The organism is Saccharicrinis sp. 156 (assembly GCF_050589685.1).
GTDB lineage: Bacteria > Bacteroidota > Bacteroidia > Bacteroidales > Marinilabiliaceae > Saccharicrinis.
This window is the reverse complement of record NZ_JBNGOS010000044.1, coordinates 1-26,820: the sequence shown is the minus strand read 5'-3', so window position 1 is coordinate 26,820 and position 26,820 is coordinate 1. Positions and strand designations below refer to the sequence as shown.

General features: G+C 38.2%; 20 protein-coding genes. 9 read left to right on the top strand and 11 right to left on the bottom strand.

Features of this window, described 5'->3' with window-relative positions:
• Nucleotides 1-4 precede the first annotated feature (4 nt).
• Both ACRD64_RS21475 and ACRD64_RS21470 read left to right on the top strand, forming a co-directional pair.
• Entirely contained in the window at nucleotides 5-1,270 is a 1,266-nt protein-coding gene (locus ACRD64_RS21475) for a hemolysin family protein (protein WP_430935942.1), read from the top strand.
• Between the two features lie 226 nt (nucleotides 1,271-1,496).
• The gene (locus tag ACRD64_RS21470; protein WP_430935940.1) at nucleotides 1,497-3,590 is read left to right on the top strand and encodes a peptidylprolyl isomerase; all 2,094 of its coding nucleotides are present in this window, start codon (nucleotides 1,497-1,499) and stop codon (nucleotides 3,588-3,590) included.
• A gap of 613 nt (nucleotides 3,591-4,203) precedes the next feature.
• Here ACRD64_RS21470 and ACRD64_RS21465 read toward each other — a convergent pair.
• Together ACRD64_RS21465 and ACRD64_RS21460 are read right to left on the bottom strand one after the other, a co-directional pair.
• Nucleotides 4,204-7,674, bottom strand: a complete 3,471-nt coding sequence (locus ACRD64_RS21465) for a hypothetical protein (protein WP_430935938.1) — start codon at nucleotides 7,672-7,674, stop codon at nucleotides 4,204-4,206.
• Between the two features lie 725 nt (nucleotides 7,675-8,399).
• Nucleotides 8,400-8,954, bottom strand: coding sequence for a DUF4494 domain-containing protein (locus ACRD64_RS21460; protein ID WP_430935936.1), 555 nt, complete (start codon nucleotides 8,952-8,954; stop codon nucleotides 8,400-8,402).
• 406 nt (nucleotides 8,955-9,360) lie between these two features.
• Between ACRD64_RS21460 and ACRD64_RS21455 the strand changes: the two genes are divergently transcribed.
• On the top strand, nucleotides 9,361-9,600 hold the full coding sequence (locus ACRD64_RS21455; RefSeq protein WP_430935934.1) for an acyl carrier protein: 240 nt from the start codon (nucleotides 9,361-9,363) through the stop codon (nucleotides 9,598-9,600).
• 41 nt (nucleotides 9,601-9,641) lie between these two features.
• Here ACRD64_RS21455 and ACRD64_RS21450 read toward each other — a convergent pair whose 3' ends face one another.
• The 4 genes from ACRD64_RS21450 to ACRD64_RS21435 form a co-directional block, all read right to left on the bottom strand.
• Nucleotides 9,642-11,162, bottom strand: a complete 1,521-nt coding sequence (locus tag ACRD64_RS21450) for a carboxypeptidase-like regulatory domain-containing protein (RefSeq protein ID WP_430935932.1) — start codon at nucleotides 11,160-11,162, stop codon at nucleotides 9,642-9,644.
• 148 nt (nucleotides 11,163-11,310) lie between these two features.
• The gene (locus ACRD64_RS21445) at nucleotides 11,311-12,279 is read right to left on the bottom strand and encodes a FecR family protein (RefSeq protein ID WP_430935930.1); all 969 of its coding nucleotides are present in this window, start codon (nucleotides 12,277-12,279) and stop codon (nucleotides 11,311-11,313) included.
• Nucleotides 12,280-12,286: 7 nt separating this feature from the next.
• Nucleotides 12,287-12,853, bottom strand: a complete 567-nt coding sequence (locus ACRD64_RS21440) for an RNA polymerase sigma-70 factor (RefSeq protein WP_430935928.1) — start codon at nucleotides 12,851-12,853, stop codon at nucleotides 12,287-12,289.
• A 67-nt stretch (nucleotides 12,854-12,920) separates the two neighbouring features.
• On the bottom strand, nucleotides 12,921-14,504 hold the full coding sequence (locus ACRD64_RS21435) for a LamG-like jellyroll fold domain-containing protein (RefSeq protein WP_430935926.1): 1,584 nt from the start codon (nucleotides 14,502-14,504) through the stop codon (nucleotides 12,921-12,923).
• A 360-nt stretch (nucleotides 14,505-14,864) separates the two neighbouring features.
• Here ACRD64_RS21435 and ACRD64_RS21430 point away from each other — a divergent pair, with 360 nt between their 5' ends.
• Both ACRD64_RS21430 and ACRD64_RS21425 read left to right on the top strand, forming a co-directional pair.
• Entirely contained in the window at nucleotides 14,865-15,881 is a 1,017-nt protein-coding gene (locus ACRD64_RS21430) for an SRPBCC family protein (RefSeq protein WP_430935924.1), read from the top strand.
• A gap of 140 nt (nucleotides 15,882-16,021) precedes the next feature.
• Complete coding sequence (locus ACRD64_RS21425; protein ID WP_430935922.1) at nucleotides 16,022-16,684, top strand: ferredoxin--NADP reductase; 663 nt, start codon at nucleotides 16,022-16,024, stop codon at nucleotides 16,682-16,684.
• A 107-nt stretch (nucleotides 16,685-16,791) separates the two neighbouring features.
• Here ACRD64_RS21425 and rlmN read toward each other — a convergent pair whose 3' ends face one another.
• On the bottom strand, nucleotides 16,792-17,859 hold the full coding sequence (rlmN, locus tag ACRD64_RS21420) for a 23S rRNA (adenine(2503)-C(2))-methyltransferase RlmN (protein WP_430935920.1): 1,068 nt from the start codon (nucleotides 17,857-17,859) through the stop codon (nucleotides 16,792-16,794).
• Between the two features lie 108 nt (nucleotides 17,860-17,967).
• On the opposite strand from rlmN, the gene ACRD64_RS21415 reads away from it, so the two are divergent.
• The 3 genes from ACRD64_RS21415 to ACRD64_RS21405 all read left to right on the top strand — a co-directional run bounded on the left by ACRD64_RS21415 (nucleotide 17,968) and on the right by ACRD64_RS21405 (nucleotide 19,934).
• On the top strand, nucleotides 17,968-18,363 hold the full coding sequence (locus ACRD64_RS21415) for an acyl-CoA thioesterase (protein ID WP_430935918.1): 396 nt from the start codon (nucleotides 17,968-17,970) through the stop codon (nucleotides 18,361-18,363).
• A gap of 315 nt (nucleotides 18,364-18,678) precedes the next feature.
• Entirely contained in the window at nucleotides 18,679-18,999 is a 321-nt protein-coding gene (locus ACRD64_RS21410) for a single-stranded DNA-binding protein (RefSeq protein ID WP_430935916.1), read from the top strand.
• A 113-nt stretch (nucleotides 19,000-19,112) separates the two neighbouring features.
• Nucleotides 19,113-19,934: a hypothetical protein gene (locus ACRD64_RS21405; RefSeq protein WP_430935914.1), complete on the top strand. Its 822-nt coding sequence runs from the start codon at nucleotides 19,113-19,115 to the stop codon at nucleotides 19,932-19,934.
• 229 nt (nucleotides 19,935-20,163) lie between these two features.
• On the opposite strand, the gene ACRD64_RS21400 is transcribed toward ACRD64_RS21405, so the two are convergent.
• The 4 genes from ACRD64_RS21400 to ACRD64_RS21385 form a co-directional block, all read right to left on the bottom strand.
• Nucleotides 20,164-20,385: a hypothetical protein gene (locus tag ACRD64_RS21400; protein WP_430935912.1), complete on the bottom strand. Its 222-nt coding sequence runs from the start codon at nucleotides 20,383-20,385 to the stop codon at nucleotides 20,164-20,166.
• An 84-nt stretch (nucleotides 20,386-20,469) separates the two neighbouring features.
• Nucleotides 20,470-21,798 (bottom strand): PAS domain-containing sensor histidine kinase, encoded by a 1,329-nt coding sequence (locus tag ACRD64_RS21395; RefSeq protein ID WP_430935910.1) that lies wholly within the window; start codon nucleotides 21,796-21,798, stop codon nucleotides 20,470-20,472.
• Between the two features lie 189 nt (nucleotides 21,799-21,987).
• A complete protein-coding gene (locus ACRD64_RS21390; RefSeq protein WP_430935908.1) occupies nucleotides 21,988-22,473 on the bottom strand; it encodes a hypothetical protein in 486 nt (161 codons plus the stop codon).
• 447 nt (nucleotides 22,474-22,920) lie between these two features.
• Nucleotides 22,921-24,360, bottom strand: coding sequence for a sigma-54-dependent transcriptional regulator (locus ACRD64_RS21385; RefSeq protein WP_430935906.1), 1,440 nt, complete (start codon nucleotides 24,358-24,360; stop codon nucleotides 22,921-22,923).
• Between the two features lie 728 nt (nucleotides 24,361-25,088).
• On the opposite strand from ACRD64_RS21385, the gene ACRD64_RS21380 reads away from it, so the two are divergent.
• Entirely contained in the window at nucleotides 25,089-26,762 is a 1,674-nt protein-coding gene (locus tag ACRD64_RS21380; protein WP_430935904.1) for a PAS domain-containing sensor histidine kinase, read from the top strand.
• The last annotated feature ends 58 nt before the right edge of the window (nucleotides 26,763-26,820 follow it).

The following is a 26,820-nucleotide window of genomic DNA, read 5'->3' as shown; positions in this document are numbered from 1 at the left end:
GCAAATGGATCACACCACCATCATTATTCTTGCTTTAATGTTTTCGGCATTCTTCTCGGGTTGCGAGATGGCTTTTATATCTTCCAATAAACTGTTGATAGAGCTGAATAAAAAGAAGTTTCCTAAACTGAGCAATATTATAGATATTTTTATAAGAAACACAGGCTTATTTATTTCAACATTACTGGTAGGCAACAACATAGCACTTGTTGTATACGGTTTACAAATGGGTAGGATACTTGAACCTCTTATTGGAATCTATGTAAGTTCCCCTACTGGTATTCTTGTTGCCCAAACAGCAATATCCACCCTTCTCATTCTCGTAACCGCAGAATTCCTTCCCAAGGTTTTATTTAGAATCAACCCAATATTGGTGTTAAACATAGCAGCTTTACCTTTGCTGATCTTTTACTCAATGTTTTACCCAATATCGCGACTAACCTTGCTGCTTAGCGACTTTTTAATGAAAAAGGTATTAAAGACGCCTACTTTGCAAACCTCGCAAAATATGGTACTGGGAAGAATCGATTTGGACAATCTGATATCGCACCACCATGAAAAGTTGGAAATCGATGATGAGGTAGCTAAGGAAGTAAAACTGCTGAAAAACGTGCTCGACTTTTCCAAAATAAAAATCAGGGAGTGCATTATTCCCCGAACCGAAATATCAGCCATTGAGATTGGAGAAGGACTGGAAATTTTAAAACAACGATTTATTGAAACCGGCTACTCAAAAATATTGGTTTACAAACACTCCATTGACAATATAATAGGATACGTCCATGTTTCCGAATTATTTAAAAAACCCAAGCAGCTTAAAAACGCCATCAATCCATTATCAATCGTACCCGAAACCATGACAGCCAATAAGCTGCTGGAAGTATTCACCCAAGAGCACAGGAGTATTGCGCTGGTAGTTGACGAATTTGGAGGTACAGCAGGTATTGTTACCATGGAGGATATATTGGAGGAGATATTTGGCGAAATTGACGACGAACACGATGTTTCTGATTTAGTAGAAAAACAGATTTCGGAAAACGAATTTATATTTTCGGGAAGAGTGGAAATTGATTATGTCAATGAGAAATACAGTCTTAACATGCCCGAATCGGACAACTACGAAACCATAGCAGGTTTTATTCTTCACCATCACGAAGCTATCCCCAAAAACGGAGAAGAAATTCAAATAGACAACTTCAAAATGAAGATCCAGGTCGCTTCTGACAACCGAATCGACCTCATAAACCTCACTGTCCTGAACCATCCTTAGCAACCCTGCTTCCACACTGCTTTTAGCAAACGTTTCAAGCACTCCTTCGGTTTGAATCAACATACTGTTTATCTACACCTTAGGCTGGCCGACAGATTTTAAGCACCAAAGAAAAATGTTTTTTTGCTGATTTTGCTCATTCCATGCGCTAGCGCACATCGTGTTCTCCATTTTTTTGTATATTCGTAACCTGATTTTTGAGAATTTAAAATTAACAATAAACAGAATGGCAACATTAGAGAGAATTAGAAAAAAAGGTGGAGTCCTTGTCGCTTTTATGGTGGGATTCGCCTTACTTGCTTTTATATTGACAGATTTCTTCAGCGGAAAAGGAGGTGGCCAGCAACCAAGTAGTATTGAAGTTGGAAACGTAAATGGTACCGTCATTAGTTACGATGCGTATCAGAACGAAATCAGTCAAGCTGAAGATTTTCGTAAATTAAGCTCAGGACAAAGCAGCCTGGACGAAAATATGCAATACCAGATTCGCGAACAGGTATGGGAAGAAATGGTGATGGATATTGTGATGGGCGAGAAATATGAGGATGTCGGGATTGATGTAACCACCGACGAGGTAATTGACATGGCAACTGGTAAAAACCCTCATCCCGGGATTCGCCAGATGTTTACCGATCCGCAAACCGGTATTTTCAATCAGTCCGCTGTATTGAATTTTTTAAGATCACGCAAAACAGATCGCAACAGAAGTTTTTACTGGCATTTTCTTCAAAAGAGTCTGGTAAACGAAAAGCTGAACACAAAGTATTCTAACCTTTTCCAAAAAGGTTTTTATGTAACATCAAGCCAAATCAACAGTGAGGCTGAGGCCAAATTGCGTAATGTAGACTTTGACTTTGTTGCCGTCAATTACAGCACTATTCCGGACACAACTGTTGAAGTATCCAAAAGCGAAATTAAAGCTTATTACAATGATAATAAGGACGACTTTAAGCAAGATGCCGAACGCACCATACAATATGTCACATTTGTGGTAAATCCGTCGCAAGAAGACAAGGAAATGGCCGAAAAATGGATCACTGACATTAAGCCTGAGTTTTCCAAACCGGAAACGGATGCTGCGCAATTCGTGACCATGAACTCCGATCTTCCTTATGAAGACAATAACCTGAAGATTGAAGATGTAAGGATCGCCATCAAAGATTTCGTTAAAAAGGCGAATGAAGGAGATGTCTACGGACCTTATTTCGAAGATGAAACCTACAAATTAAGCAGAGTTGTTGCGATTAAACAAATGCCCGATTCTGTTAAGGCCCGACATATTTTAATTCAGGAACAAGATCCTGCCAAAGGAAATGCCGTAGCAGATAGCTTGATGAACCTGATCAAAAAAGGTGCTGACTTTGCCAGCCTTGCAAGAACCAACTCAAAAGATACCGGTTCGGCCATCAATGGTGGCGACTTAAACTGGTTTAAAGAGGGAACCATGGTTAAGCCGTTCAACAATGCTTGTTTTAACAGCAAAAAAGGCGATGTCGTTAAAGTTCAGACTCAGTTTGGTATTCACATCATCGAAATTCAGGCGGTGGGTAAACTAACCACCAAATACAACATTGCCACATTAGCCAGAGAAGTTAAGTATAGCTCTAAGACATATCAGCAAGTGTACTCTAACGCCAATAAGTTTGCCGCTACAAATAACACAGCTGACAAATTTAGGGAAGGTATTAAAACCGAAAACTTAACACCTCGTTTTGCTACTTTAAAAGCTACGGACAGAAACGTTAGCGGATTGGAAAGTTCAAGAAGACTTGTTCAGTGGGCCTTTGAGTCAGGAGTTAACGATATGTCTCCTACTATTTACGAATTTGGAAACCAATTTGTAATCGCAGTGGTAACCGAAGCTTCGGAAGAAGGATTCCAGGATGTAGACGATGCCTCAGTACAAAGTAGAATCAGGAATATTTTGGTGAAGGACAAAAAAGCTGATATTATCATGAAGAAATTCAAAGAGAATACGGCATCCAGTCAAAGTTTAACTTCATTAGCCCAAAAGATGAACAGCAAGGTTCAGTCAGCGGCCAACATCAACTTTGGATCGTTCCAGGTTTCAGGAGCCGGAGTTGAGCCTGCATTGGTAGCTTTAGCTTCGCTAAGCGATGTTGACAAAATATCAATCCCTGTTAAAGGAAACCAAGGTGTTTATGTAGTTAAGGTAACTTCCGAGTCAATCAGCGACACACCGGATATTAGCTCAACTAAAACACAGCTTGAAAGTACCAATAGCAGTAAATCCTACGGTCTTTCCCGTTCTATCAGAGAAAAATCTGAGGTTAAAGACGAAAGGTTAAAATATTTCTAGTAATTACACTAAGATACTTAAAAAGGCCATCGGAATTCGATGGCCTTTTTTTGTTTATGAATTTCGCATAAAAACAAACCCCAATAAAAAGGCTTTGTGCCAAGAGCACTTTACATTTATCTATAAACGTTACCCACCAGATACATACTCCCTCAAAAAGCCGTATTTACAAAACCGAAAAATCATGATACAACCTGGCCAAGCCGAAAATCAAAGCGTTTTTTGTCTTGACCAAGATGCCTGTACATGTTTAATATGTTTTCAATTTAACCCGGATTATGTATTGGAGGTTCGTCATGAGCATGGCAAGTACAATAAAACAAGGCATTACTGAAACGAGGCATAGCATCGTTCTGGTGAGTTCAAGTGATACAACGAAGTGTCTTGTTTTAAAGTAATTTCAATGTGTAATAGGATTTCTAATGCATATTGCGGGTTTAAACATATCTAACAGTTTTGGTCTTTGAGTCGATGCGCTTCCATAAAAAATATTTTGCTTACGTACCATACCTCCAATATTCTACCATTTTGCTGAACATTGGAGGTAAGGCATTAACAAAAAAAGGCAGCCCCGTAGAAGCTGCCTATAATATCACAAAATAACAGTAGTCGATTACCCTCTATACAATGGATCTAAACCAATTGTTCCTACTATGTTATTGATAAAATCATCTGATTTAACATAGCCCAATCTTTCTTTGGCTACATTAATCCTGTTGTTAATATCCATTTCTTCCACAAGAAGCTGATTTTCCGGTTTACTTGCAAAATCCTCAAGGTCTGCCAACTGCTTAGTTGTAAACTCAAGTTCCTTTGTTTGCTTACGTTTCAATCGCTCCTGGTACCAATCGCTTTCAATCACGTAATCCCTGTTGAAGAATTTACGCAATTCAGGATCGCTAATATCTTTTCCTTCATATTCGCCATAAGCCATAATGCTCAATAGGATTTTCAAAGGAGGAATAGCGGCATTAACACTTCCATCGGCAAAATACGCCAAAGCCACTTTCTTTTGTGCTTCAACAATATTATTTACTCCGTCGACAAAGTCTTCGATACCTTGCAATTCAGGCTTCAACATCTCCTCATTAAATACCGCCTTAGGCTCATCAAACAGACGGTTCATACATCTGAACGCAAAGTTCTCAGTAATCCTATACCCTAAACGGCTCGCAAGAACTTTTTGCCCTTTGTGTTCAAAATCCTCCAATTTTTCAAGACACCCTGTTTCTATCAATAATTTAGGATCTCTGTCTTCAGGTACCAAGCGAGCCCATATTTCGGGAATAAGAAGACTGATATCATGGTCGAATCTATCCTGCCCAACATAACCCGCAGCGGAACTAAAGCCTTGGTATTCGGTTAAAATATAAGACAATAATGCATTGTTCAAATCGGACGTTGGCGCCAACATGTTAAAAGGCCCCTTGGTCAACGCACCCTCCGAACCAGCACCCGTAGTAGATGGTGACTTACCGGTTAAACTACAAATAAAGTCCATGAACAACTCCGGCAACTCCTGATAGTGAATTGGGTTATAAACGCTCAACGATCTAATCCCGGCTTTTTTGTCCGCGGGGTTATTTCTGCGCCCGGGCAATACCGCGTTAACCGTAGTTATTACGGGTTCATCCGGTTTTATTCTTCTGCGTAAACGAACACCAACATCTGCCAAATAGCTATCTTTGGTTTCAATGGCATAAATGTTTTTCTGTAAATAACGCGGGTTTTTAGTGGGTCCATCCTCTACAATACGGGTATGCGAAGGCGTAACGAAATATCCGTCCTTATCGCTATCGGCCACCTTGGTAATTAGATCCTTAACCGGCTTCGTGTATCTATCAAAACTCATGGCATCCTCAACCAGCTCAATAGCGTCGGCTTTGCGAAGCGGCTCATAGTTAGTTAAGAATGTACCGTTTTGAACAATATCAAACTCTGCATCCACGTCATATCCTCTAATAACAGCCTCATCAGGGCGCTGGAACAAGTGGCTTTCGCAGTTTTTGGTTACCTTAACACTCTTATTGGTAAATTCCGGGTTAAGGTGTTTAATTTTTTCAGCGGGCAAAGTGATAGAAGCTGTGATATCATCTTCCATCTGAATTTTATGACTGGGAACAAAGTCAGAGCGCAATTTATGTACCAACCAGTTTTGGTCCTTGCTAAATCCGATACGAACGTAACTACCGATAACCGGGTTATTTTTATACATCAATGTGGTTCCTGCCCGACCGTTCACAATTTCAACGGTCATATAATCTTTCCAGTTTCCTTTTTCGGTGTCGTTTCTGTACAAACGCTTTACAAAAAGAACCAAAGTACGAATATGTTCCGGCATATCTTTAAGGAACTTGTTGTACTCATCGCTATACTGATCGGAAGGAGTAAGAAGCTTCACTGCCGAACCCAAGGTTCTTTCAGGACTAAGGAACGGACGGGATACACCAGCATCGGGACGGATATTTTTCCAACGTTTTGAATAATCCTTGTTAATGATCTCGTCGGCAAGTTTGAAGTCTTCTTGAAGATTTTGAATGTTAAACGTACCATATTTAATGGCATTTTGAAGAGACTTGGAGATTTCTGACTTACCACCACCGGAAACAGTGCAGGGCTTATGGCAGAACATGCCTTCAGCGTTTGTATGGATCATTCTCCAAAGCGGCTGTGCCGGATGCTTAACCAAATCGAATTTATCCCCGGTTGGGTACACATAGGTCTTTTTCGGAGAGAGTTTAAGCTTAAATTCACTGCCATTATTATTCCAGCTTACAGAACTTTTTTGTATGTCGATATTGGCGGTTTCAGGTATGTAAACAATATTCGCATACTTATTGTCCACGGCATAGCCCTCTGGCTTCACATCTACCTTATCCCCAAGCAAATCCATTGCCTCTTTAAAAGAATACTTGGTATCGAATTTATCGCAGAAATTTTTGCCAAATACGTTTTCACCCATTATTCCGCGCGGATAAGCAACGGCACCACCTGCGTGCTCCTCTTCAACCAAACCGTATAAATTTGCAGAATATCCGATTTGGGTTTTTACTTCCTTCTTAGAATAACCGTAATAGTTATCGGCAATTAGCGTAACTACCACCCCTCTGTCGTCGCGGCATGTTATTTTAAATGCTCCACCATCGTTATACAGTTCATCTTCATTTTCCCAGCACATTCCGTCATTTTTCTGACGTTCTGTGGCTTCGGAAATATGAGGCAAACCAATATCTTTCTTCTTTAATGTAGTTAGCTGTGGAGCTAAAATTACAGTTCCGGTATGTCCGGTCCAATGCTCAACATCAAGCGCTGCATCGTTCTCAGCCAGATTATGGTCACCGGCATTACCAAAAATACTTTCCACAAAATCAAGGTTACTTGCCAGGCACCCGGGAGCAAAAAAACGGATCTCCATACTTTTTTCCTCGATTACCCCTTTTACTTGCGGACAAACAATAGGACGCATCAATAACGAAAGCATCACTTTTGCTTGTTTTTCCTGATTCGAGGTGAAGGGAAGTACTTTATACTCTTCTGGCGGGTTTAACGCAGCATGTAATAGGTGCGCAAAGGCCACCTTAGGCACTTCCTTTTTATCTAAAGGCACAGGCAAACCACCCTCTACAATATGAAAAGTACCTTTAGTGGTTCTTTTATCATGCAGTGGATTATTTAAAACACCTTGTTTTACACGATAAGATGTTACCAATTTATTTTTAAAGGTATCCCCATTGGGTGGCAAACTGATCTCTCGTGCCAGTCCCTTTTGGTTCAGCACAAATGTGTTGTTAGGAATACGAAGCGATTTACCAATTTCAACATCTTTAAGATAATCATCGATAAAATTCTGTATTCTGGTATCAACCGGAGAAAGGTGATCAGACAACAATCGTGATTTTTCCCTAAAACTGCTGATCAGGCTTTCTGTTAAATCCAGAAACCTTGCATTGGAAAGTTTTTTCATTGCATCGGTTTCGTCGTGGAACAGAGGTTGACCAAGGGCAGCCAATTGAAGGTTGATGTACTGGATCATATCCTTACGATCCTTCTTGGTTGGTTTTAAATTGAATACTTCCTCTTTCATTATATTCGATTTTATAAGACTTCTTATTTACGGTTGCCAAAAATAATCAATTAAAGATATTTTTCTTCATTGGAATATGAAATAATCCTTAATTGTTTTAGGTATTAACACTAAAACCCCTGCAAAATCTACAATTTGAAACAAAAACAGGTTGTAAAACATCTTTTCTTAAAAAAAGTAAACAAATTGATATTTAATATACACATCATGTTTTGTCAATATTTCCAGATTATAAAAAAGGTACTAATATTACTACAATACAATGCGATAATTTGTTTACGGTTTTGCAGTAACAAAGGTAAATTTAGAAGAAATATATGACTTAGTAAATAGCTAAATATGGGTATTTGAAGAAATTTGGATAGAAATAGAGAATGAGTAGTATATAATTAGTTATGTCGATATGTTAATGATACGAGTGTAACATATACTCCGAATTCAACGCTATCATTAATCCCCGAATCGAGTTCGGGGCGACCTGTTCCGCAGGATTGCGGAAGGCTATCGGCATACCCGTCCGGCGACAGACGGGATACCAAGTGTTAACTTCAATGTTAACATGGTATTAATAGTTGCCCTATAAGTGCTTAATTCTAATCGACAGGATAACATCGAACACCTTTCGCTTATTTAAATGATTCATTAGGCTTGGGTGCATCTTATAGTAAGCTTTAGGGAACGGTTCTGCCACACAAGGCGCTTATACAGAACCGTTCCTTTGTCATTTACTCAAAAGATTCCTCTGTTTCTTCAATCTCTTCAGTTTCTTCGGATTGAAAGTCATTCTTTGGTTCTTGCTCAAACTCGGCCAAGGGCTTCAAATTATCAGGAATAGGCTCGTTTACCTCATCCTTAAAATAAGGGAACACATCGGCAATATTACTTTCAATAATAGCTACAATATCGTAATCAACAGTCATTCCGCTCATCGATTCGTCAATTCTTTCGTGGGCCTCTTTCAAATCATTGGCCAATACCAACATTTGGTTAGCTACTTTTTTCTCCTTACCAGCCTCTTCGTCAATGGTAACAAACATCACCTTGCACTTATACCATTTATCTCCGTCATCATAGAAAAACAGATCGGTATAATTCGCTTTTTTGATGGAAGGCACAGAAAACTCCCCCGAAACGTATTGCTCCATCTCTTCATGTATTCTGCTTTCGGCCTCGGTATATGAAACGGCATCAACCAGGTAAGGAAGGTTCACTTTTTTCTGCTTCCCTGTTTGCTCGTCAATCTTTTCGTACTTCACTTTACATTCAAACCACGTATTCATTATTATATATCTTTTAATGATTATTTTCTGAGGGAAGCAAAGATAATTCCAAAATTGTCATTAGAAAATTTCTTATCCGTAATTCACCTAATAAAAAACAACCAACTTAAGACTGCCTAATTAATAGATAATTTATCATCTGATCATCCATGATATATTTGCGGTTATATTATAATAAGGTAAATTAAAAATCCCGGATTATTTAGAGTAAACAGGGTAATTTTAATTTTTTTAAAAAAAAACACAAACTTGGCTCTTTCGTTAATATCTCATATACATCTGTTTACAGGCATTACAAAAACAAGTTCGAACTTTATTAGAGAAAATTCATATTTTTTATACGTGTATTATTCGTGTTGATTGTCTTATATAGGAATGAGCTTGAAAAGCCCAAATATTTAATATCATGAAGCAAGAGAGAATTAGAAGAAACTTATACAAAGTTTTAAGAAAAACAGGTGTGCCAAGGAACAAGATTGTAGAGGACGCTGCTCTTACTGAAGAGTTGTTGATGGATGAAGTTGATTTGACTTGTTTTCTGTTCTTATTGGAAACCAAGTTTGAAGTTGAGATAGAAAACTCGGAATTGCCCATGCTTAATTCAGTAGGTTCAACCATAGAATATCTACAAAAACATTGCGCTTAATACATTTCAATGTCAGATTATAAATAACAAAGAACCAAGCTTTACGGCTTGGTTTTTTTGGGTTGTGGCACCAGGTTAATCTCTACGGGTGTTGACTTAAACACTTTCACCAATTCCTCCTCGGGATGGATCACATTAAAATCTTTCCAAAACATAGGATCGTATCCTACTATCTTATCGGCCAGCACATAATTAGTTTTAAAGGCTTCGGAATATCTGATACGCAGGCCTTTCCCATGCTGGGCATTGGTGATCAGTAAATCGGCGGATGCATGGTATTCCGACTTGATTTTATTTCGTTTATCCCGCATGTTAATTGTCAGCTCACCCCGCACACTGTTTAAAATCCACTTGTCACCATAAGGTCGATAATCCACCTGATATCGTGTATAAACAGGTATCGACTTCACTTTTCTGGCATTTTTCCGGATCAAATACTTATCGCTGTTACGCAATGTTTTCTTGGTCATGCTAAAATCAGCGCTAATAAGGGCAAAAGTCTCCACATCCACATATAGCTCCCCTTCGTAGTAAATGCTCTCCATCTCAACAATGGGCTTAAACCCGACTTTATACACCACCCTGTCGTGAACGATGTCTTTCCCTTTGTACATATAAAAATAATTATTGCCCTCTTCTCCCGAGATAAAATCGAGATGTTTGGCCACATCTATTGTTGAGAACAAGGCCGGCCCCCCGGCAAGCTTTAACCGTGCCACGGAAATATCTTCGTCCTCCACTTTTTTTCTACCTTTTACAAAACGGGCTTCTTCTTTATCAAAAGTATTAAGGTAAGAGCTCTTATAAATATCCAGAACAGCCTCAGACACTTCGATGTATTTACCATCCTGTTTAATGGTTTCCCTAAAAAATGCCGTTAACAACATAGGGCTTGTAAAATAATTTTGCGCTCTATTTTCAATCAAGCGCTGAATTATTTCATCAGGACGGATAAATCGCACTTTAATTTCCTTTATTTGGATGGTTTGTGGTTTGAGCGAAACAATAACAGAGGTATCCGAATGAGGAATGTGAATACTGGATGGACTATATCCAATCGAAGACATATTTATTTCCGAATCGACAAATTTACGAGGTACAAGAAAAGTAAATTCCCCCTCCATGTTGGTAGTAGTTCCCAGGGGTTCTCCTTTGACGGCTATATTTACCAGCGGAAGCTTTTGTCCGTTATCCGATGAAATAACGGTTCCTTGAATTGTGATATAATTACGCAGCGCCAATTCCCGCTTTTGATGCGAAATGATAATCTGTCTGCCAACGCCTTTAAAACTCAAATCGTAGTTCTTGAAGATGTCTTGCAGGATGGTAAAAAGGGAATGTTGCTCGTAATAAATATGTATCACTGAATCAACAGGCAAATCGGAAGGATCATAGGAAAAATCAAAATCGTACGTTAGATGAATAGAATCGAGCAACGCCTCAATTTTAATGGACTTATACTTAACATCAATTTTTTCGTCCAATACCTCATCCTGTGAATAGCAATAAGTACTTAGGAGTATAATTATTAAAATGTTTATTAGTCGCTTTGTGGCTCTCATTTAGTCATGGTTGTTCTAACAAACAGTCTTTTACGTAATGTGCCAAACGCAACCGTATCATTACGCTGCATCAAAGCTTCTCTTGCCAAAGACAATAACAAAAAGAGTTTCTTTCTGTACAAACACTAATATAACAAATTTAATGGATCTAATTCTCCTGATACTGGAAATCGACCCCATAAAGGCCATTTAAAACGATAATAATATGTTCGATGGTATATTTATCGAAAGTGGAACTGATTACATTGTCTTCTACATCAAAACCTACTGGTATTTCGATGGTTACGTCGTAAACCTCCTCAATTAAAGCAATGGCTTGAGTCAGCTTGTCCCGTTTAAACTCAAATTCTTTAGTTTTCCATGCCATAAAATTATTGCTGGACACTTGCTTCTTCACCAACGAATGATCTTCCGCATTAAATACAGCCTTATCTCCAGCATTTAGCACCACCTTGTTGTTTGGGTTAGACAAGGATGATACTTCAACAATCCCGGAGCTTACATTTACCTCGTTCAGGTTGGCATCGGGAAAAGCTTTGACATTAAAGGAGGTTCCAACAACCTTTATTTGAATTTGGTTGGTGTTGACAACGAACGGACGTGTTTTATCAGCCGCAATATCAAAAAAGGCTTCTCCTTTTAACGAAACCAACCGGGAACCACTGGCAAATGATTTAGGATACTCGATACTGCTGTTTCGGTTTAGATCGATGACAGAACCATCGTTTAAATCAATTTGCTCAATTAAGTTTTCGCTCTGCGCAAGTACCAGTGAATCGTCAACTACATTTTTTTGGAAAGGATTCAGGAACAGCATTATGGCAACAATTATACATGCCGCCGCCGCCACATAGCCAACATACAGCATCCTTATTCCTGCTTTGTTCTGGCCAATGGTTTTATTCCTTACGTTATCCCAGGCTTGGTTAACATCCACCCTGTCCGATAGCAATGCATGGTCCACTTTGTTCAAGCTTTCGGAAATTTTAATCCACTCTGCTTTGTGGTCTGTTTTTTCCAACCACTTCTCAAAGTCATTCACTTCCTTTTGTGATGCTTCCCCGGAATACACCCTTGCTGCCAAATCCCAATTTATATTTTGTCTGTTCTTCATCATCTTCATGTTATAGCAATATGTTATACACTTGCTTTTTTAATTCTAACAAATTCTCTCTTAAAAACTTCAATGCTTTTCCCATTTGAGTTTCAACCGTTTTGGGAGAGATATTAAGTTTTTCGGCAATTTCCCGATACTTTAGTCCTTCTAATCTATTCAATTTAAAGATCCTTTTTCGTTGCTCCGGTAACCGTTCAATCGTTTGAGCAATTCTTTCCATCGCACCCGAATCAGGATAGTTCACCGTTTCAATAGCCTCTTCGGATTGAACTGCTTTTTTAAAGTCCCTCTCGTGCTGTACCCTCTTAATTTCGTTATGGCAGCTGTTTCTGACCGCAATCATTAAATACGATTTTAACGAGGTAATTTCGTACTGCTTCCTTTTTTCCCACAGCTTTACAAAAACGTTTTGCACAACACTTTCCGACATATCAATATCATGAACAAAAGTTTTCGCAAATGCCGTAAGACCCACATAGTATCGCCTAAAAATTTGTTCAAACGCTTTTTCATCACCTTTTTTTACCTGTGCGAAAAGCAATTGGTCGTTATATTTACCTGTTTTTTGCCGCATCCATGTACATACATTTATAATAAGACAAAGTAAATGCTTATTTACCCCTATTCTAAATTACATTTTTTTATTGCCATTGGAAAGTAATTAATACGGCAGCATGGTCTGAAGGGAATAATGCAGTAGTACTATCTACAACCGCTGCATCAATAGCTTTAAGGTGGTTACCTTTGTAAAAAACAAAATCGATACGGTCGTTGTAACCTTCCTTAAAAATTGGAGAATATGTGTTTCCGGATATTTCCGATGCGTCGGACCAAATTTCGCGGAAGGCATCTTTAAAGCCTTCTTGCTCCATTTTTTGGGTTGCCGGAAACGGAATAACTCTGTTGTATTTGTTGTATTTGTTATTTTCCGTCCAGTCTAGATGAGAACCGCTGTTAAAATCGCCAGCTAAAATCAAAGGACTGGAATTAAAATCATTGTTCAGTTGCCCCAATTCGCTTAAAATAAAACGAACTTCGTTTCCTCGTGTAGCATCTTCCAGTTTCAGAATAGTGTCGGTGCTTATATTTTCGTTCATCAACAGGCCTTTTATATTTGGCTTAAAGCTGAGCCAAACCGGACACACTACCAGATGTTTGTTATCGTTTAACAACACCTCAATACCGCCTGCATTAATAGGTTTATAGATATTAAAACTCTTTCCTAAGGGATATCGACTTAACAAACACAGATTATGACTTCTCCGGTAAAAATAGAAATCCAGTTTGTCGGCCAAATATTCCCCTGAACCAAATTCTTCCTGAAGGGCGATGATATCGGCGGCATTTTCTTCAATACATCCCGCTATCCTGTCCAATCCAACTATTCTCCCCTGCTGCCTGCCCCCGTTCCAAATATTCCAGGTCATTATTCTAATGGGACTTTCTGCCTCTTCGGCCATGGTCAATCTCTCTTTTTTAATACCTAAGTAAGCATCTGCAAACTGTCTATCCGACAATTTCTGCGACCATATCCCTACCTCATCAATCATCCCGTTAAAAGTATCCATAGCATAGTCCATCGAGCCTGCGTTACACCCTATGTACAAATTATAATCCGCATCGAAACCTTGAATTCCATTTAAACTTAAAACCCCAACCAATTTGCCATCGAAATAAGTGCGGGCCACCTGTTCGTTTTTGTCCATCATAAAACCGAGTTGATGCCATTTTCCATCATTAATTTTTTGACGAACAGGCGTAGCTGTATACTTTTGCAGCTGAAAACCATCAGAAACATCTAACTGCCACGATCCCGAAGCTGTGCTTGAAATTGCCCATCCCCTTTCGGTATCACTACCGATACTTTTATTGCCAATAATCCCATACACTTCACCATCATTTTCTTGCATCTTTACCCACACCATTACAGAAAAAGCGTTTTGTTGCCGAGGGATAAAGTCACCCTTCGTTTCGATAACGATAGGTTTGCGGTGGAATGAGTTCACGGTAAGGTTTAAACACGAATCTTTTAATCCCTGACTGTACGACATTTCCTGATTCCCGTATATCCGGAAAGGTTCGATACCCGAAGAGGTGTTATCTCCATCAAAATTAAAATATAACAAAGGAACAGACGGAATTTTTTCGGAGGGATTAAAAAAATGACACGCGGTGATCAGCAAGACATTACATGCGAATAAAATATATTTAGAGGATTTGTTCATATATTTAAGCGAGTAATAGGTACGTATTTTGTTTGTTCGAGAAAATTAGGCATAAGGTTACAAATTTTCTAACCCTTTTTGACCAATACCAATCATTCAATGATTTTAGTACCGGTTTCACTACGTTCCTTTCAATATTCATGGATACTTTATAATACTTCTGAACAAGTCATCGGCCTGCCTGCTATCAGTCAGGTATTTGTTTACATTCTGCTTTGCGGAGATCCCCCGGTGCTAACTTGATTGATTTGGCTTATGTAAAGACAAATCCGGGATAAACATTGAACAAATAAAATATATTCCCTATTTTGAACTAGTCTAATAAAAACATATACTTTTTAAATACTAAAACCAATTATCATGAAGAAATTCCTGATTACCATTCTTGTGGTTGTTATTGTTGCACTTGGAGCGGCAGCTATTTGGCTTGCTACGCTTGAAGGTGCGTATGACGTTAAGAGGTCCATTACTGTAAATTCTTCAAACGCGGAGGTTTTTGATTTGGTTCAAGATTTTAATAATTGGACGGCCTGGTCGCCATGGCTGTGCATGGAACCAGATGCTAAGGTAGATGTAACGGGCCATGGCAATACCGTAAACGATACCTACACCTGGGCTGGCGAACTGGTTGGCGAAGGGACGATTAGCCATACTAAAATAGAAGCAGGCAAATCGATTGAACAGGATATCGTATTTAAACAGCCCATGGAATCAAGCTCATTTGTTTATTGGGAATTCAGCAGCTTAAATGATTCAACTACCAAGCTTACCTGGGGAATGAAAGGTGAGATGCCTTTTTATCTGCGTTTTATGACCAAGATGATGGAACCTTGGATTGGCATGGACTATGAACGCGGATTAAAGATGATTAAAGAATTGGCCGAGAAAGGTTATGTTGCCTCAAATGTTGAGATTATTGGTATTGTTGACGCTCCCGCCATAAACTACGTGGGTCAGAAGGTAGCTTGTAACATGGACGATGTCGAATCTAATATGAAATCATCGTTTTCTGCACTTAGCAGCTATGCCATGGACCATTCCATTGAATTTGAGAAAGCACTATCTATTTACCATGTATTTGATTTTATAACAGGAAATATTGAATATTCGGCCGCAGTTCCCATAAATGAAGGTTATGAGGCCGAAGAACCATTTTACGTAAGTAAACTACCAACTACCAAAGCACTGAAGATAAAATTCTTAGGAGACTATAAGCATATAGGCAATGCCTGGGCTGCCGGTATGACTTATACCAGAACCCATAAAATAAAAGAGAATAAGGATATTCCGCCATACGAGATGTATTTAAACAGCCCTATGGAAGAACCTGACTCAAGAAAATGGGTTACAGAAGTGTATATGCCCGTAAAGGAATAATAATTTTTTATGCGAATCAAGGCTGTATGTTTGTGGAAGCATAGTACAGCCTTGATTCGAATGATATATTAACATGTATTATACAGAAGCCGCTAAACAAAGTGCGGAATTTTTGTGTTTGGGAGAAAAACTAATGATCCATGGCAAGAAAAAGAAAAGAACTGTTTCCTCACGTAGTTACTTCTGTCAATGAAATTACACCTGGTTATTTTACGCTGGAATTCGAAAGGAAATTTAATTTTATTCCTGGTCAGGTAGTGGCCGTTTCGTTAAATTTACAGGATGACCCGCGACTTTACAGCATTGCCAGTGGCAATCAAAAAGAGAACATGCGCATCTTGTTTGATGTATATCCCGAAGGACTTCTCACACCTCCCTTGTCTGCCGCAAATCCCGGAGATATAGTCCTGGTTTCGGAGCCGTTCGGAAAATTCACTCCTTCAGCGACAGAAGAATGGTGGATAGCAACCGGAACGGGCATTGCCCCATTTATATCGGTGTTGGAATCTGGCCAATCCATACCTCAAAAGTTCTTGCATGGCTCCAGAACGCTAGATGGTTTTTTGTTTCAGGATTTTTTCAAAGAAAAACTAGCCGATAATTACCTTAGATTTTGCACGCAGGAAACCGGAGATGATGTTATCGAAGGAAGACTAACACATTGGCTTAACGATCAAGACCAACTGCCCAAAGATATGAAGTATTTCCTTTGTGGCAATCCTGATATGGTAGTGGACGTGAGAGATATAGTATTAAGCAAGGGTGTTGACTTTGACCATATAATGGCCGAAATATATTTTTAGCATCAGTTCTTCGGATGCACTTTGAAAATGCTTTATGAGTACATCGCACCCCTTGTTCTATTAGTAAATTGACAAGCCCAAATATAATATAAGTTGAACAATGCGGGTTAAAAGTCTTTCTCCTTGTCCTCTTTTAATAATTTTTTTGTGCTAAGCAGGCCGCATGCCGCATATATATCTTCACCTCTCGACTTACGAATCGTCGCAATAATCCCTTTCTTCTCCAACACTTCTTTAAATGCCTCCATGGTTTTATGCTTAGAACCTGTCAGCGGGGTATCTGGTATGGGATGAAATTTAATCAGGTTAACCCTTGACTTTAACCCGTCCACCAATCTAACTAATTCTTTGGCATGTTCAGTGGAATCATTTACCTTTTCAAACATAATGTATTCAAATGAAATCCTTCTCTGGCGTCCAAAATCATATTCTTTTAACGTCTCAATGACGGCTTCGATAGGATATACATTTTCGATAGGCATCAGTTCCTTTCGCTGATCGTTATAGGGACTGTGCATGCTGATCGCCAGATGGCATTCACTTTCTTCAATAAAGCGGCGCATGGCGGGAACAACACCAATGGTGGATACGTTTATTCTTCGAGGACTCCAGGCAAAACCCCAATCCGAGGTGATAATCTCCAGGCTTTTGAGTACTTCATCTATGTTATCCATAGGTTCACCCATCCCCATGTATACCAGGTTGGTCAGCACATCACGTTCGTCAATGCTCACCATTTGATTAAGTATTTCTCCTGCGGTAAGGTTTTTCTGAAACCCTTGTTTTCCCGTCATGCAGAACAAGCATCCCATTTTACATCCAACCTGTGAGCTAACACATAAAGTCTTTCTGTTTTCAGAAGGGATATAGGCCGCTTCGATAAATTGTTGGGTACTGGTACGGAATAGATATTTCCTGGTGCCATCAATGGATTCCTGAACATTATCAAATGGACTCAATCCAACATGATATGCTTTGTTGAGTATTTCCCGATTCTTTTTGGAAAGGTTCAACATGTCGTCAATACTATTCACCTTCTTTTTGTAAAGCCAGTCTGCAATTTGTTTTGCGGTAAACGCCGGAAATCCAAGCTCTTTGACAATTTCCTGCAGTTCTTTTAATGTTTTTCCAAACAGTGCCTCTTTTACCATATCCTTCACTTGCCTATAATACATTCCTTAATTATTTGCAAAGGTAGTATTTCTTTTATGTTTGAGCTTACTTTGGCAACACGCTTGTTTTAATAACAGCGTATATTTGTTGCAGAAAAAAATACATATGGCATGAAAAAATTCACACAACCTGTAAATATTAGGTTCTTCGATATAGATATGAACCATCACGTAAATAATTCGGTGTATTTTACCTATATGGAGAATGCACGTACGGAATTATTGATGAACGAATTTTTGCGCTGCAGGGAACAGGGATTGACTTTTGTGATTTCCGAAACCTCTTGCAAATATAAAAATCCTATACGGCTGGGAGATTGTGTGCTATGCGAAATGGTTTTTACCATGGTAAGGGCGGTTCAATTTAATGTGAGTTACACGTTTAAAAACAAACATAGTAATGAGGTATATGCCGTTGGCGACACTTTGGTTGTGATGATCAACGAAGCAAAAAATCGCCCTGTTCCAGTTCCTCAGGAATTTATTGCTAAATATGTAAATCCATAATCTACATATATCTAACAGGAGCATAAACCAACCAAAGGTTACAACATATTAGGGGTGCAGCTAACATCAAGCCTGAAACCACCCGGTGTACAATCTTGACTTATCCGAAAATTGCAAGTGGACATTGAAATATTTTGACTTTTGGGACAGATTTCAACAAAATTAAGTGGCGATCCTCCCTCTACGTGGCAAGCAGCGTGATTTAACCTAGTGCAACAAATAAATATGCAGCTAGCAATATTTTTAGAACACTATTGACATTCTGTTAAAATTAAGGTAAATTGGTTTTAGTATTAATCAAACAAATTACTCGATATGTTAAAACTAATCTTAAGTGGTAATGTTGGTAATGATGCCACAGTAAAAGAAACCAACAACGGTAAAGTAATAAATTTTGATGTTGCCGTTTCAAAGAATTACAAAAACTCTAAAGGTGAGAAGGTAGAAAAAACCGAGTGGGTGAGAGCAGCTATATGGCGCGGCAAAGATTCTGACACCAAATTTGCCGAATACATTAAAAAAGGCAAAAAGGTACTGATTGAAGGCGAACCACACAGTTCCGGTTACCAAAACAAAAATGGCGAAATTCAATCGACACTAGAGGTGACAGTAAAAGATTTTGAGTTTTTAAATTAAATATTACACAACTTATTGACATGAAAACCGGCATTTATTGTCGGTTTTTTTATTTTTGTACTATTGCACATTATTCACAATATCGGGAATCAAAACGAATATTATAAAACTGCATGAAAACACCTTGTTGCGCAAAAGCCAAACACCTATTTATTGTTGCTTTTATATTTATGGTATATGCCTGTGGGCCTACTCCCCAAGAAATGGCCAAAGAGAAGTTGGACAGGGCAACACACCTGTTTAGTCAAGATCAGTTTAACGATGCCAAAGTGGTCCTGGATTCAATTCTGGATGAGTTTCCCAAGGAAATTGAATTTGTAGCTCGGGCAGAAGACCTGATGAGAACCATTAAAATAGGCGAGCAAGAACGGAACCTGGTCTTTTTCGACAGTGCCTTGGTGGCTAAAGAAAATGAACTTAAGGTTTTAATGAAGAATTTTATTGTGTCCGACGAATATGGTAAAAAACAGATTCTGATTCACAAACGCCAGAAACCGCAAAACTCATACAACAGAACCTACCTAAGAGCCCACCTGGATATGGAAGGTAATTTCTACATCTCGAGCAGATATTCCGGCGATTACTATATCTACCACAAAAAAATAAAAGTGTACGACAAGGGCCAATCCGTTATGAGCGAAGAAATACCCGAAGATGGCTTTGATAATAGAAAATTCGAAGACCAGGGAACGTATTGGGAAGTGGTCAATTACAAAAAAGGAGCCGACAACGGCATTATTGATTTTATTGCCCAAAACACGGACAAACCTTTAAAAGTGCAGTTTATTGGCAAAAAACACTACTACATTGTCATGGAAAAGTTCGATAAAGACGCTATTGCCGACGGATATGAGATTTCTTTTGTTCTGCAAGAAATTTCGAGGATTAAGAAAGAAAAGGAAAACGTGAAGAAAGAACTGGCCAGGCTGAAGTGAAATAAGCTAATGCCCCTAAATCTAAAGGCGAAGGTGAGTCGCTTGCAGAACCCGTCAAGGGTTTATAAACGGCTTGGTACCTCAGCTGCCCTTTATAGAACCTGAAAGCTTCCCAATTGTGCTTTTAGAAATTGGTTCAAAGAAAAAAATAATTTAATTTGAAATAATAAACAAAATCACAGGACAGAGCTCAGCTTACATTCCCCAGTTCACATACCCTACTAAACGCTTACATTCCCAATAGGTTCAATAGTGTTTGCAGCTCATCGATTCTGACATGATGGTATTCCCTTACCTTTGGCGTTAAATGGTCCATTTCAAGCTCCCTCTTCAGTTGGATTAACCTATCATAAATCAAATGTATTTCTTTATTAAGTTTCCGATTGTAATTTGCCATTAGATCATCCGATTGGTTACCGGGTTGTTTGTTTTGTACATTATAGGTTTCCATCACTAAATTATATTGGTCATTAATCCGATACTCTTACCCCTATTAACTCTTCTCATTAAAAAAAACATCTTGAATCAATAACATTTATTGATTCAAATAAGCAATATCCATTTTATTTATTTCATCTGATGCAGTATAAGGAATAGTAAAAAAGAAAGTTGAACCTACCCCTTCTTCGCTTTCCACCCAAATTTTTCCATCCAGCATTTTAACATAAGCCTGGGATATAGCCAAACCCAAGCCTGTTCCTTCATATTCCCTGGTAAATGTTTCAGAACTTTGTCTAAACCGATTAAAAATCACTCTCTTATTTTTTTCACTTATACCTATTCCATTATCCTTTACATAAAACTCAAGGCAATTGTTCATCTTGCTGAATCCAAATGTAACATTGCCCTTGTCACCAAATTTAATCGCGTTATGTATAAGGTTTGTAAGAACTGAAAATATTTTATCAAAATCTGTATTTATGATTAATTTATCTGAGGCTATGTTCTTCTCATAAATTAAGCGCAAACCTTTTTGTTCAGCTTCCGGCTTAAAATAGTTGTAAACAGTGCGCATTTGCTGGCATATTTCTATTTCTTCATTAACAACGCTAACCTGCTCTGATTCTATTCTTGAAATATCAATCAGGTTATTAACGACATTAAGCAATCGTTCTCCACTAGTTATTATGGCATCAGTATAATCTTCAATTTCTTCACCTGAAAGCTCCGGGATTTTTAGCAAGTTCGAAAAACCTAATATTCCATTCATGGGCGTCCGAATTTCATGATTTATATTGGATAGGAAAACCGATTTTAACCTATCACTTTCCCCTGCCTTTAGCTTTGTTTCAATCAGCTGTTGGGCCTGTACCTTTAATTTTCGCTCCATTTCTTTCTGCGTTGTGAAATCTTCTTTTACGACAAGAAAAGCGGTGATTACGTTTTGCCTGCTTTTTATGGGCGTGATCGTCACGCGTTCCCAAAAATATTCGCCATTTTTCTTCCTTGTGTTCAACTCACCCCTCCAAATGTCCCCTGACATCATGGTATCTCCAATCGCATTATATTTCTGTTCTGCATCTTTTCCGGCAAGCAGTAATCGCAGATTTTTTCCTATTGTTTCATGCGGGCAATAACCCGTAGTCTCGGTAAACTTTGGGTTAACATATTTTACAATACCCTCTTTGTTAGAAATTATTACCGCATTCGCACTGTATTCAAAAGCTGCTTCTAACGTTATGATTTCCAAGTCTTCCTCCCTGCATCGGTTGTTTTCGTGGACAGTATTCAAGCTTTCGTCTTCCCCGAGCATTTTAATATATTTGGAAACCGGACCATTTGCGATAATGGAGTGATTCTTTGTATCGGCTTCTATTGTATTGGGATAATTCTTTTGTGGATTACTTTGTGAATTAGTTTGCATTGGTACATGTAGGTTGATCATGTTTTTACCTATAGTTCATCATGTGAACCACCTAAGGCATCTACAGATGAATTATTTATAACAATATCCATATAATGGATATGATTCCTTCCAATTTTTGGGTTTGATAGATTTATTGTTTGCGTCATTTTTTTTAAGTAATGAAACGCGTTTCCTGTTTTTTTAAATTCATTGCATGCCTAAATCTTGCTGTCGGAAGGAATAAGATCCTTTGTTTAAACCATATTCCTTATTGCGTACTTTTTGAATACTTCCTAATTCCTCAAACTTCCCAAGTCTCGTTAGTTCACTAATTACCAATTGTTCAAATGGCAAAAACCCCCAAAATGGATGAAGCTTATCATATTTGTACACACCTTTGATTGTATAAGAAATATATCGACGAAATAACCGGTGTAGTTGATCCGCCATTTGAGTTTTTGATATTGCCTTCATTTTTATGGCAACGATTTCATTGGTTATGTAAATCAAACTCTGAATTAACTGTGCCTTCAGGGTACTGTGGATTACTATTTCCACAATTTCCATGTTATACCCGCAAATATCCTGATTGCATTTGCCTAACGCTTCATTCTCTTTAACGTTCTGATAACATATTTCATCTGTTCTGTTTTCAATATAATCCAGCAATATGTCAATATCTATATTTATCATTTAAGTTGCTTTTTGCTACAAAATATTCAACATCATTTGACTATTTTTTAGCCGTTCGTTTTCAATTTTAAAACGAGAACATCAAACACCGTGCCTAATATTCCAATATATTGTTATTCTTGCTCTTACAAATTACGTTTAAACATAGCATGAAATAATTAGTCATTATTCCGTCACATCGTAACCGAAAGTGCCACTATAACGACATCCCTATCTTAAAAGTCATACTGAAAACAAAGTGCTATTGTGATTGGGCAAATACGACAGTAGGTGAAGGGCCCTGTTCCATCAAACAGCCCATAAAATATGATCCCATGCTGGTTTTGTTGAAGGCGGAAAAGGTGGGAAAGGAGGCAAAGCTGCAACGTGGAGTTGATCAGAAGGTTAAACCACACCCATGAACTGTATTATTCACATCCAATGGGAACGTGGCACCTATATCTCTACTTATACTTTTTCAATATTTAATTTCTTCATTTTCGCCAACAGTGTGGTTCTTTTTAAACCCAACAATTCGGCCGCGCCAGCATCTCCGCCTATCTTCCACGAAGTGCGCTCAAGCACATGTTCAATGTGCCGCTTCTCCACCTCATGCAGGTAAAGGCTCTTGCCCTCCTCATGCCGGTAAGGGTGTTTGTCCTTCTCCTCTGCTGCATGATGATCACCCAGGAGGTCAACGCTTAAGGTTTCCGAACTCGAAATTATCACGCCCCGTTCCACTACATTTTCCAATTCTCTCGCATTCCCAGGCCATTCGTACCGCTGCAAACAATCTAAACTCGAAGCCGAGATGGATTTAACTTTTTTACCATATATACGGTTATATTTTTTCAGAAAGAAACTAACCAACAAGGGGATATCTTTTTTCCTTTCCCGAAGGGGGGGTATAGCCAGCTCTATGACGTTAATCCTGTAATAGAGGTCTGATCGGAAATTGCCATTAGCTATCTCATCGCTTAAAACCCGGTTTGTCGCCGCAACAATCCTTACGTTCAACTTCATTGTTTTGTTGCCCCCTACCCGCTCTACTGTCCCTTCCTGAAGGACCCTCAGCAACTTGGGCTGAATAGCCATGGGCATCTCTCCAATTTCATCCAAAAAAAGGGTTCCGTTATCGGCAATTTCGAATTTACCTTTCCGCAGATTAACAGCTCCCGTAAACGCCCCTTTTTCGTGTCCGAACAATTCACTTTCAATCAGATTTTCAGGAATCGCGGCGCAATTTATGGACACAAATGCTCCAGGCCTGTTGCTTTTTTCATGAATTGCCCGAGCTACCAACTCTTTACCGGTCCCCGTTTCTCCGGTTATCAATACCGGTGCTTTGGTCAGCCCTATGGTCTTAACCTTACTTAACAGCAATTGGAAACGATAGTCACAGGTAACAATATTGCTGATACCATGCTTGACTTTCAATTCCTTTCTTAAATAAACAACTTCATCTTTCAACCTTTGCTGCAATAATTCCAGTTCCTTGTTCCGTTTTTCCAACTCATGTAAAAGCTGCCTGTTTCTATGTTCATCATTATATTTATCGATGGCATTAAGAATATCCAGTCGTAATTTTTCCTCATTCCAAGGCTTCGACAAATACCGATATACCCTGCCCGTTTCAATGGCCTGCTTCACCACATCAAAATCCGCATAACCCGAAACAACCATAAAAACGGTATGCGGAAACTCATCTTTTACCCTTAATATAAAATCAATCCCGGTTTCTCCCGGCATCCTTTGATCAACAAGAACTACCTGTACATCCCTGCTCAATAAAACTTCATACCCCTCCTTTGTGGAGGTGGCGGTATAAATAGTTAAATCATCACCAAAACAAACCCTAAAAACATCAAGATTTGCCTTTTCGTCATCTATGTACAATACACTTCTCATTGCAATTCAATTTGTCAAAATCATCCAGGTTAGCGCCTTTTTGCTAAACAAGAATATAAATGTTCTAATTTGGTACTGTTTTTCTTAAAACCAGCTTTGGGAATTCCGGTCAAAAAAAACAGATTAACAAATACCACGCCAACTTCACAGATGCTTGTTAATCTAAATCTTACAAAATTCTTTTAGCTATAACACCAATAATAGTGTCGTTATTTCATCACGCCGGAATCGAATTTGTCAATATAATGACATTTCAATTTTAATTCGCACCTCAAAATCCGCATTACCCGAAATAAGCTTAAAAACATCAAGAATTGCCCTTTCGCCATCTATGTACAATATGCTTTTCATCGAATTACCGTATGGCCATTTTCGATTGCTTACAGAAAAATTCTAGAACAAAAAAAGATATTAAAAGTTAAACATACTATTTTGTTTGATTTTTTTAGCGTAAATTAAAACATTTTGGTATTCCAGTCCATTAGTCAGCAATAACTGCACAAGTGGAATTTTCAAAATACCCTTTATTTTTATATTTCGCTTTATGCAGGCTTTAGAATAACCAATAACGCAATAAACGCTATACTTGTTCGATTCAACAAATAAAAAAAAATAATACTTTTGTCTGAAATCCAATGATTTTCGCACTCAAAAAAAAACAGAAATTAATATAGACGCTCAGTTTGTTATAAGCAGCTCAATGTTTACAGATAATATTGAATACGACAATGAAAGAAGTTCCAAATACAGATAGTTTAATTCTGGATATTCATAAGATGATTTTATATTCCGTTCATTCTAACCATGAAAATAATTTTGTCCGTGGCAAATATTCTAAAGAATTATTCGGCATTGAAACCGACAAGATGCCAATCACCACGGAGGAATATTTAAATTTTATATTTCCCGAAGACAGAGAACAAACCATAAACAAATGGAACGAAAATATTAGTGCAGGTGTAAATATCTATGAAACCGAATATAGAATACAACATATTGACGGAACCATTAAATGGGTTAAGGATACGTGCCATGTAATCCGCAACAAATCGGGTGAGGTAGAAAGGAAGATAGGCACTATTGTCGATATATCTCAATATAAAGAACATGAAATCCAACTAGTAGAATCCCAAAAATGGCTGAACATTGTTCTTGACAACCTCAACAGTTCTGTGTTTATTAAAAATACCGACCTTAAATATATACTATACAACAAATATGTAGAAAAGACTTGGCATATTGCCCCTGGCGAGTTCATTGGAAAAAGCGCTTTTGATTTATTCCCCAAAGATATCGCGGAACAAATCAACAAAACTGATAAGCAAACATTGGCCCAAAAGTCACCACAAAAACTCACCGTAAAAACCGAATTCCCTGATGGGCCAAAAAAAACCACTATAACTGAAAAAATCCCGCTGTTTGACCACAATAACAAAATATATGGCCTGCTGGGCATAACAACGGATATTACAGAATTGGCAGATGCCAAAGAAAAAATAGAACAGGATCAGTTATGGCTAAATCATTATGTAACTAAATTAGAAAATTACAACGAGGAGCTAGTGAAAGCAAGACTGCACCTGAAAGAAACCCAGAATCAATTGGTACAGTCTGAAAAAATGGCATCAATGGGTATTCTGACTGCCGGCATTGCTCACGAAATCAACAATCCCATTAACTATATAAGCGGTGGTATTGCCGGGTTAAAAAAATGCATTCAAAAACTAACCCATTATCTCATCAAAGACACTGAGAAAAATAATAGTCCCCAAAGCAACCCAAAGGATATTGCACAAACTATAGATTCTGCACAAATTATGATTGGCAGTATTGAAAAGGGAATATCCAGAGTGGTAAATATTATTGAAAGCATCAGTAATTTTTCGCGGGATGCATCCAACCATTTCATAGAAGTGAACATTAACAAATTACTGGATTCCACACTACTTATTTTATACAGCAAATATAAAAACAACATCAAAATAATAAAAAACTACCATAACAAAGACAGCGTGTATGGACTACCCACCAAACTGAATCAGGTATTCATGAACATAATATCCAATGCCATTGACTCTATTGATGGGCGTGGGAACATTACCATTAAAACCTGGTGGGAAGAGAATGACGATACTTTTATTATAAGTATCAAAGACAATGGAACAGGCATACCTGAAAAGATTAAAGATAAAATATTTAATCCTTTTTTTACAACAAAAAATGTTGGCAAAGGTACCGGATTAGGATTATACATATCTTACCAGGTCATTGAAAACCACTATGGAACAATAGAGGTTAATTCTCAAAAAGGAAAGGGTTCCGAATTTATTATCAGACTGCCAAAAAACGATCAGCTAGCTTCCAGTTCCGGAAAATCGGATTTAACCCGCAATATGCATTAGAAAATCTATTACACATTGAAATTGTTTCAAAACAAGACACTTCGCTGCTTCACTTCAA

What these genes read in the sequence shown, in the direction of transcription:
- ACRD64_RS21390 (WP_430935908.1), bottom strand. Translation starts at nt 22,473, where the DNA reads ATGATAAATATAGATATTGACATATTGCTGGATTATATTGAAAACAGA.
- ACRD64_RS21460 (WP_430935936.1), bottom strand. Translation starts at nt 8,954, where the DNA reads ATGAATACGTGGTTTGAATGTAAAGTGAAGTACGAAAAGATTGACGAG.
- ACRD64_RS21405 (WP_430935914.1), top strand. Translation starts at nt 19,113, where the DNA reads ATGAAAACACCTTGTTGCGCAAAAGCCAAACACCTATTTATTGTTGCT.
- ACRD64_RS21380 (WP_430935904.1), top strand. Translation starts at nt 25,089, where the DNA reads ATGAAAGAAGTTCCAAATACAGATAGTTTAATTCTGGATATTCATAAG.
- ACRD64_RS21450 (WP_430935932.1), bottom strand. Translation starts at nt 11,162, where the DNA reads ATGAGAGCCACAAAGCGACTAATAAACATTTTAATAATTATACTCCTA.
- ACRD64_RS21470 (WP_430935940.1), top strand. Translation starts at nt 1,497, where the DNA reads ATGGCAACATTAGAGAGAATTAGAAAAAAAGGTGGAGTCCTTGTCGCT.
- rlmN (WP_430935920.1), bottom strand. Translation starts at nt 17,859, where the DNA reads ATGTATTATAGGCAAGTGAAGGATATGGTAAAAGAGGCACTGTTTGGA.
- ACRD64_RS21415 (WP_430935918.1), top strand. Translation starts at nt 17,968, where the DNA reads ATGAAAAAATTCACACAACCTGTAAATATTAGGTTCTTCGATATAGAT.
- ACRD64_RS21395 (WP_430935910.1), bottom strand. Translation starts at nt 21,798, where the DNA reads ATGCAAACTAATTCACAAAGTAATCCACAAAAGAATTATCCCAATACA.
- ACRD64_RS21425 (WP_430935922.1), top strand. Translation starts at nt 16,022, where the DNA reads ATGGCAAGAAAAAGAAAAGAACTGTTTCCTCACGTAGTTACTTCTGTC.
- ACRD64_RS21400 (WP_430935912.1), bottom strand. Translation starts at nt 20,385, where the DNA reads ATGGAAACCTATAATGTACAAAACAAACAACCCGGTAACCAATCGGAT.
- ACRD64_RS21410 (WP_430935916.1), top strand. Translation starts at nt 18,679, where the DNA reads ATGTTAAAACTAATCTTAAGTGGTAATGTTGGTAATGATGCCACAGTA.
- ACRD64_RS21455 (WP_430935934.1), top strand. Translation starts at nt 9,361, where the DNA reads ATGAAGCAAGAGAGAATTAGAAGAAACTTATACAAAGTTTTAAGAAAA.
- ACRD64_RS21430 (WP_430935924.1), top strand. Translation starts at nt 14,865, where the DNA reads ATGAAGAAATTCCTGATTACCATTCTTGTGGTTGTTATTGTTGCACTT.
- ACRD64_RS21440 (WP_430935928.1), bottom strand. Translation starts at nt 12,853, where the DNA reads ATGCGGCAAAAAACAGGTAAATATAACGACCAATTGCTTTTCGCACAG.
- ACRD64_RS21475 (WP_430935942.1), top strand. Translation starts at nt 5, where the DNA reads ATGGATCACACCACCATCATTATTCTTGCTTTAATGTTTTCGGCATTC.
- ACRD64_RS21445 (WP_430935930.1), bottom strand. Translation starts at nt 12,279, where the DNA reads ATGATGAAGAACAGACAAAATATAAATTGGGATTTGGCAGCAAGGGTG.
- ACRD64_RS21435 (WP_430935926.1), bottom strand. Translation starts at nt 14,504, where the DNA reads ATGAACAAATCCTCTAAATATATTTTATTCGCATGTAATGTCTTGCTG.
- ACRD64_RS21465 (WP_430935938.1), bottom strand. Translation starts at nt 7,674, where the DNA reads ATGAAAGAGGAAGTATTCAATTTAAAACCAACCAAGAAGGATCGTAAG.
- ACRD64_RS21385 (WP_430935906.1), bottom strand. Translation starts at nt 24,360, where the DNA reads ATGAGAAGTGTATTGTACATAGATGACGAAAAGGCAAATCTTGATGTT.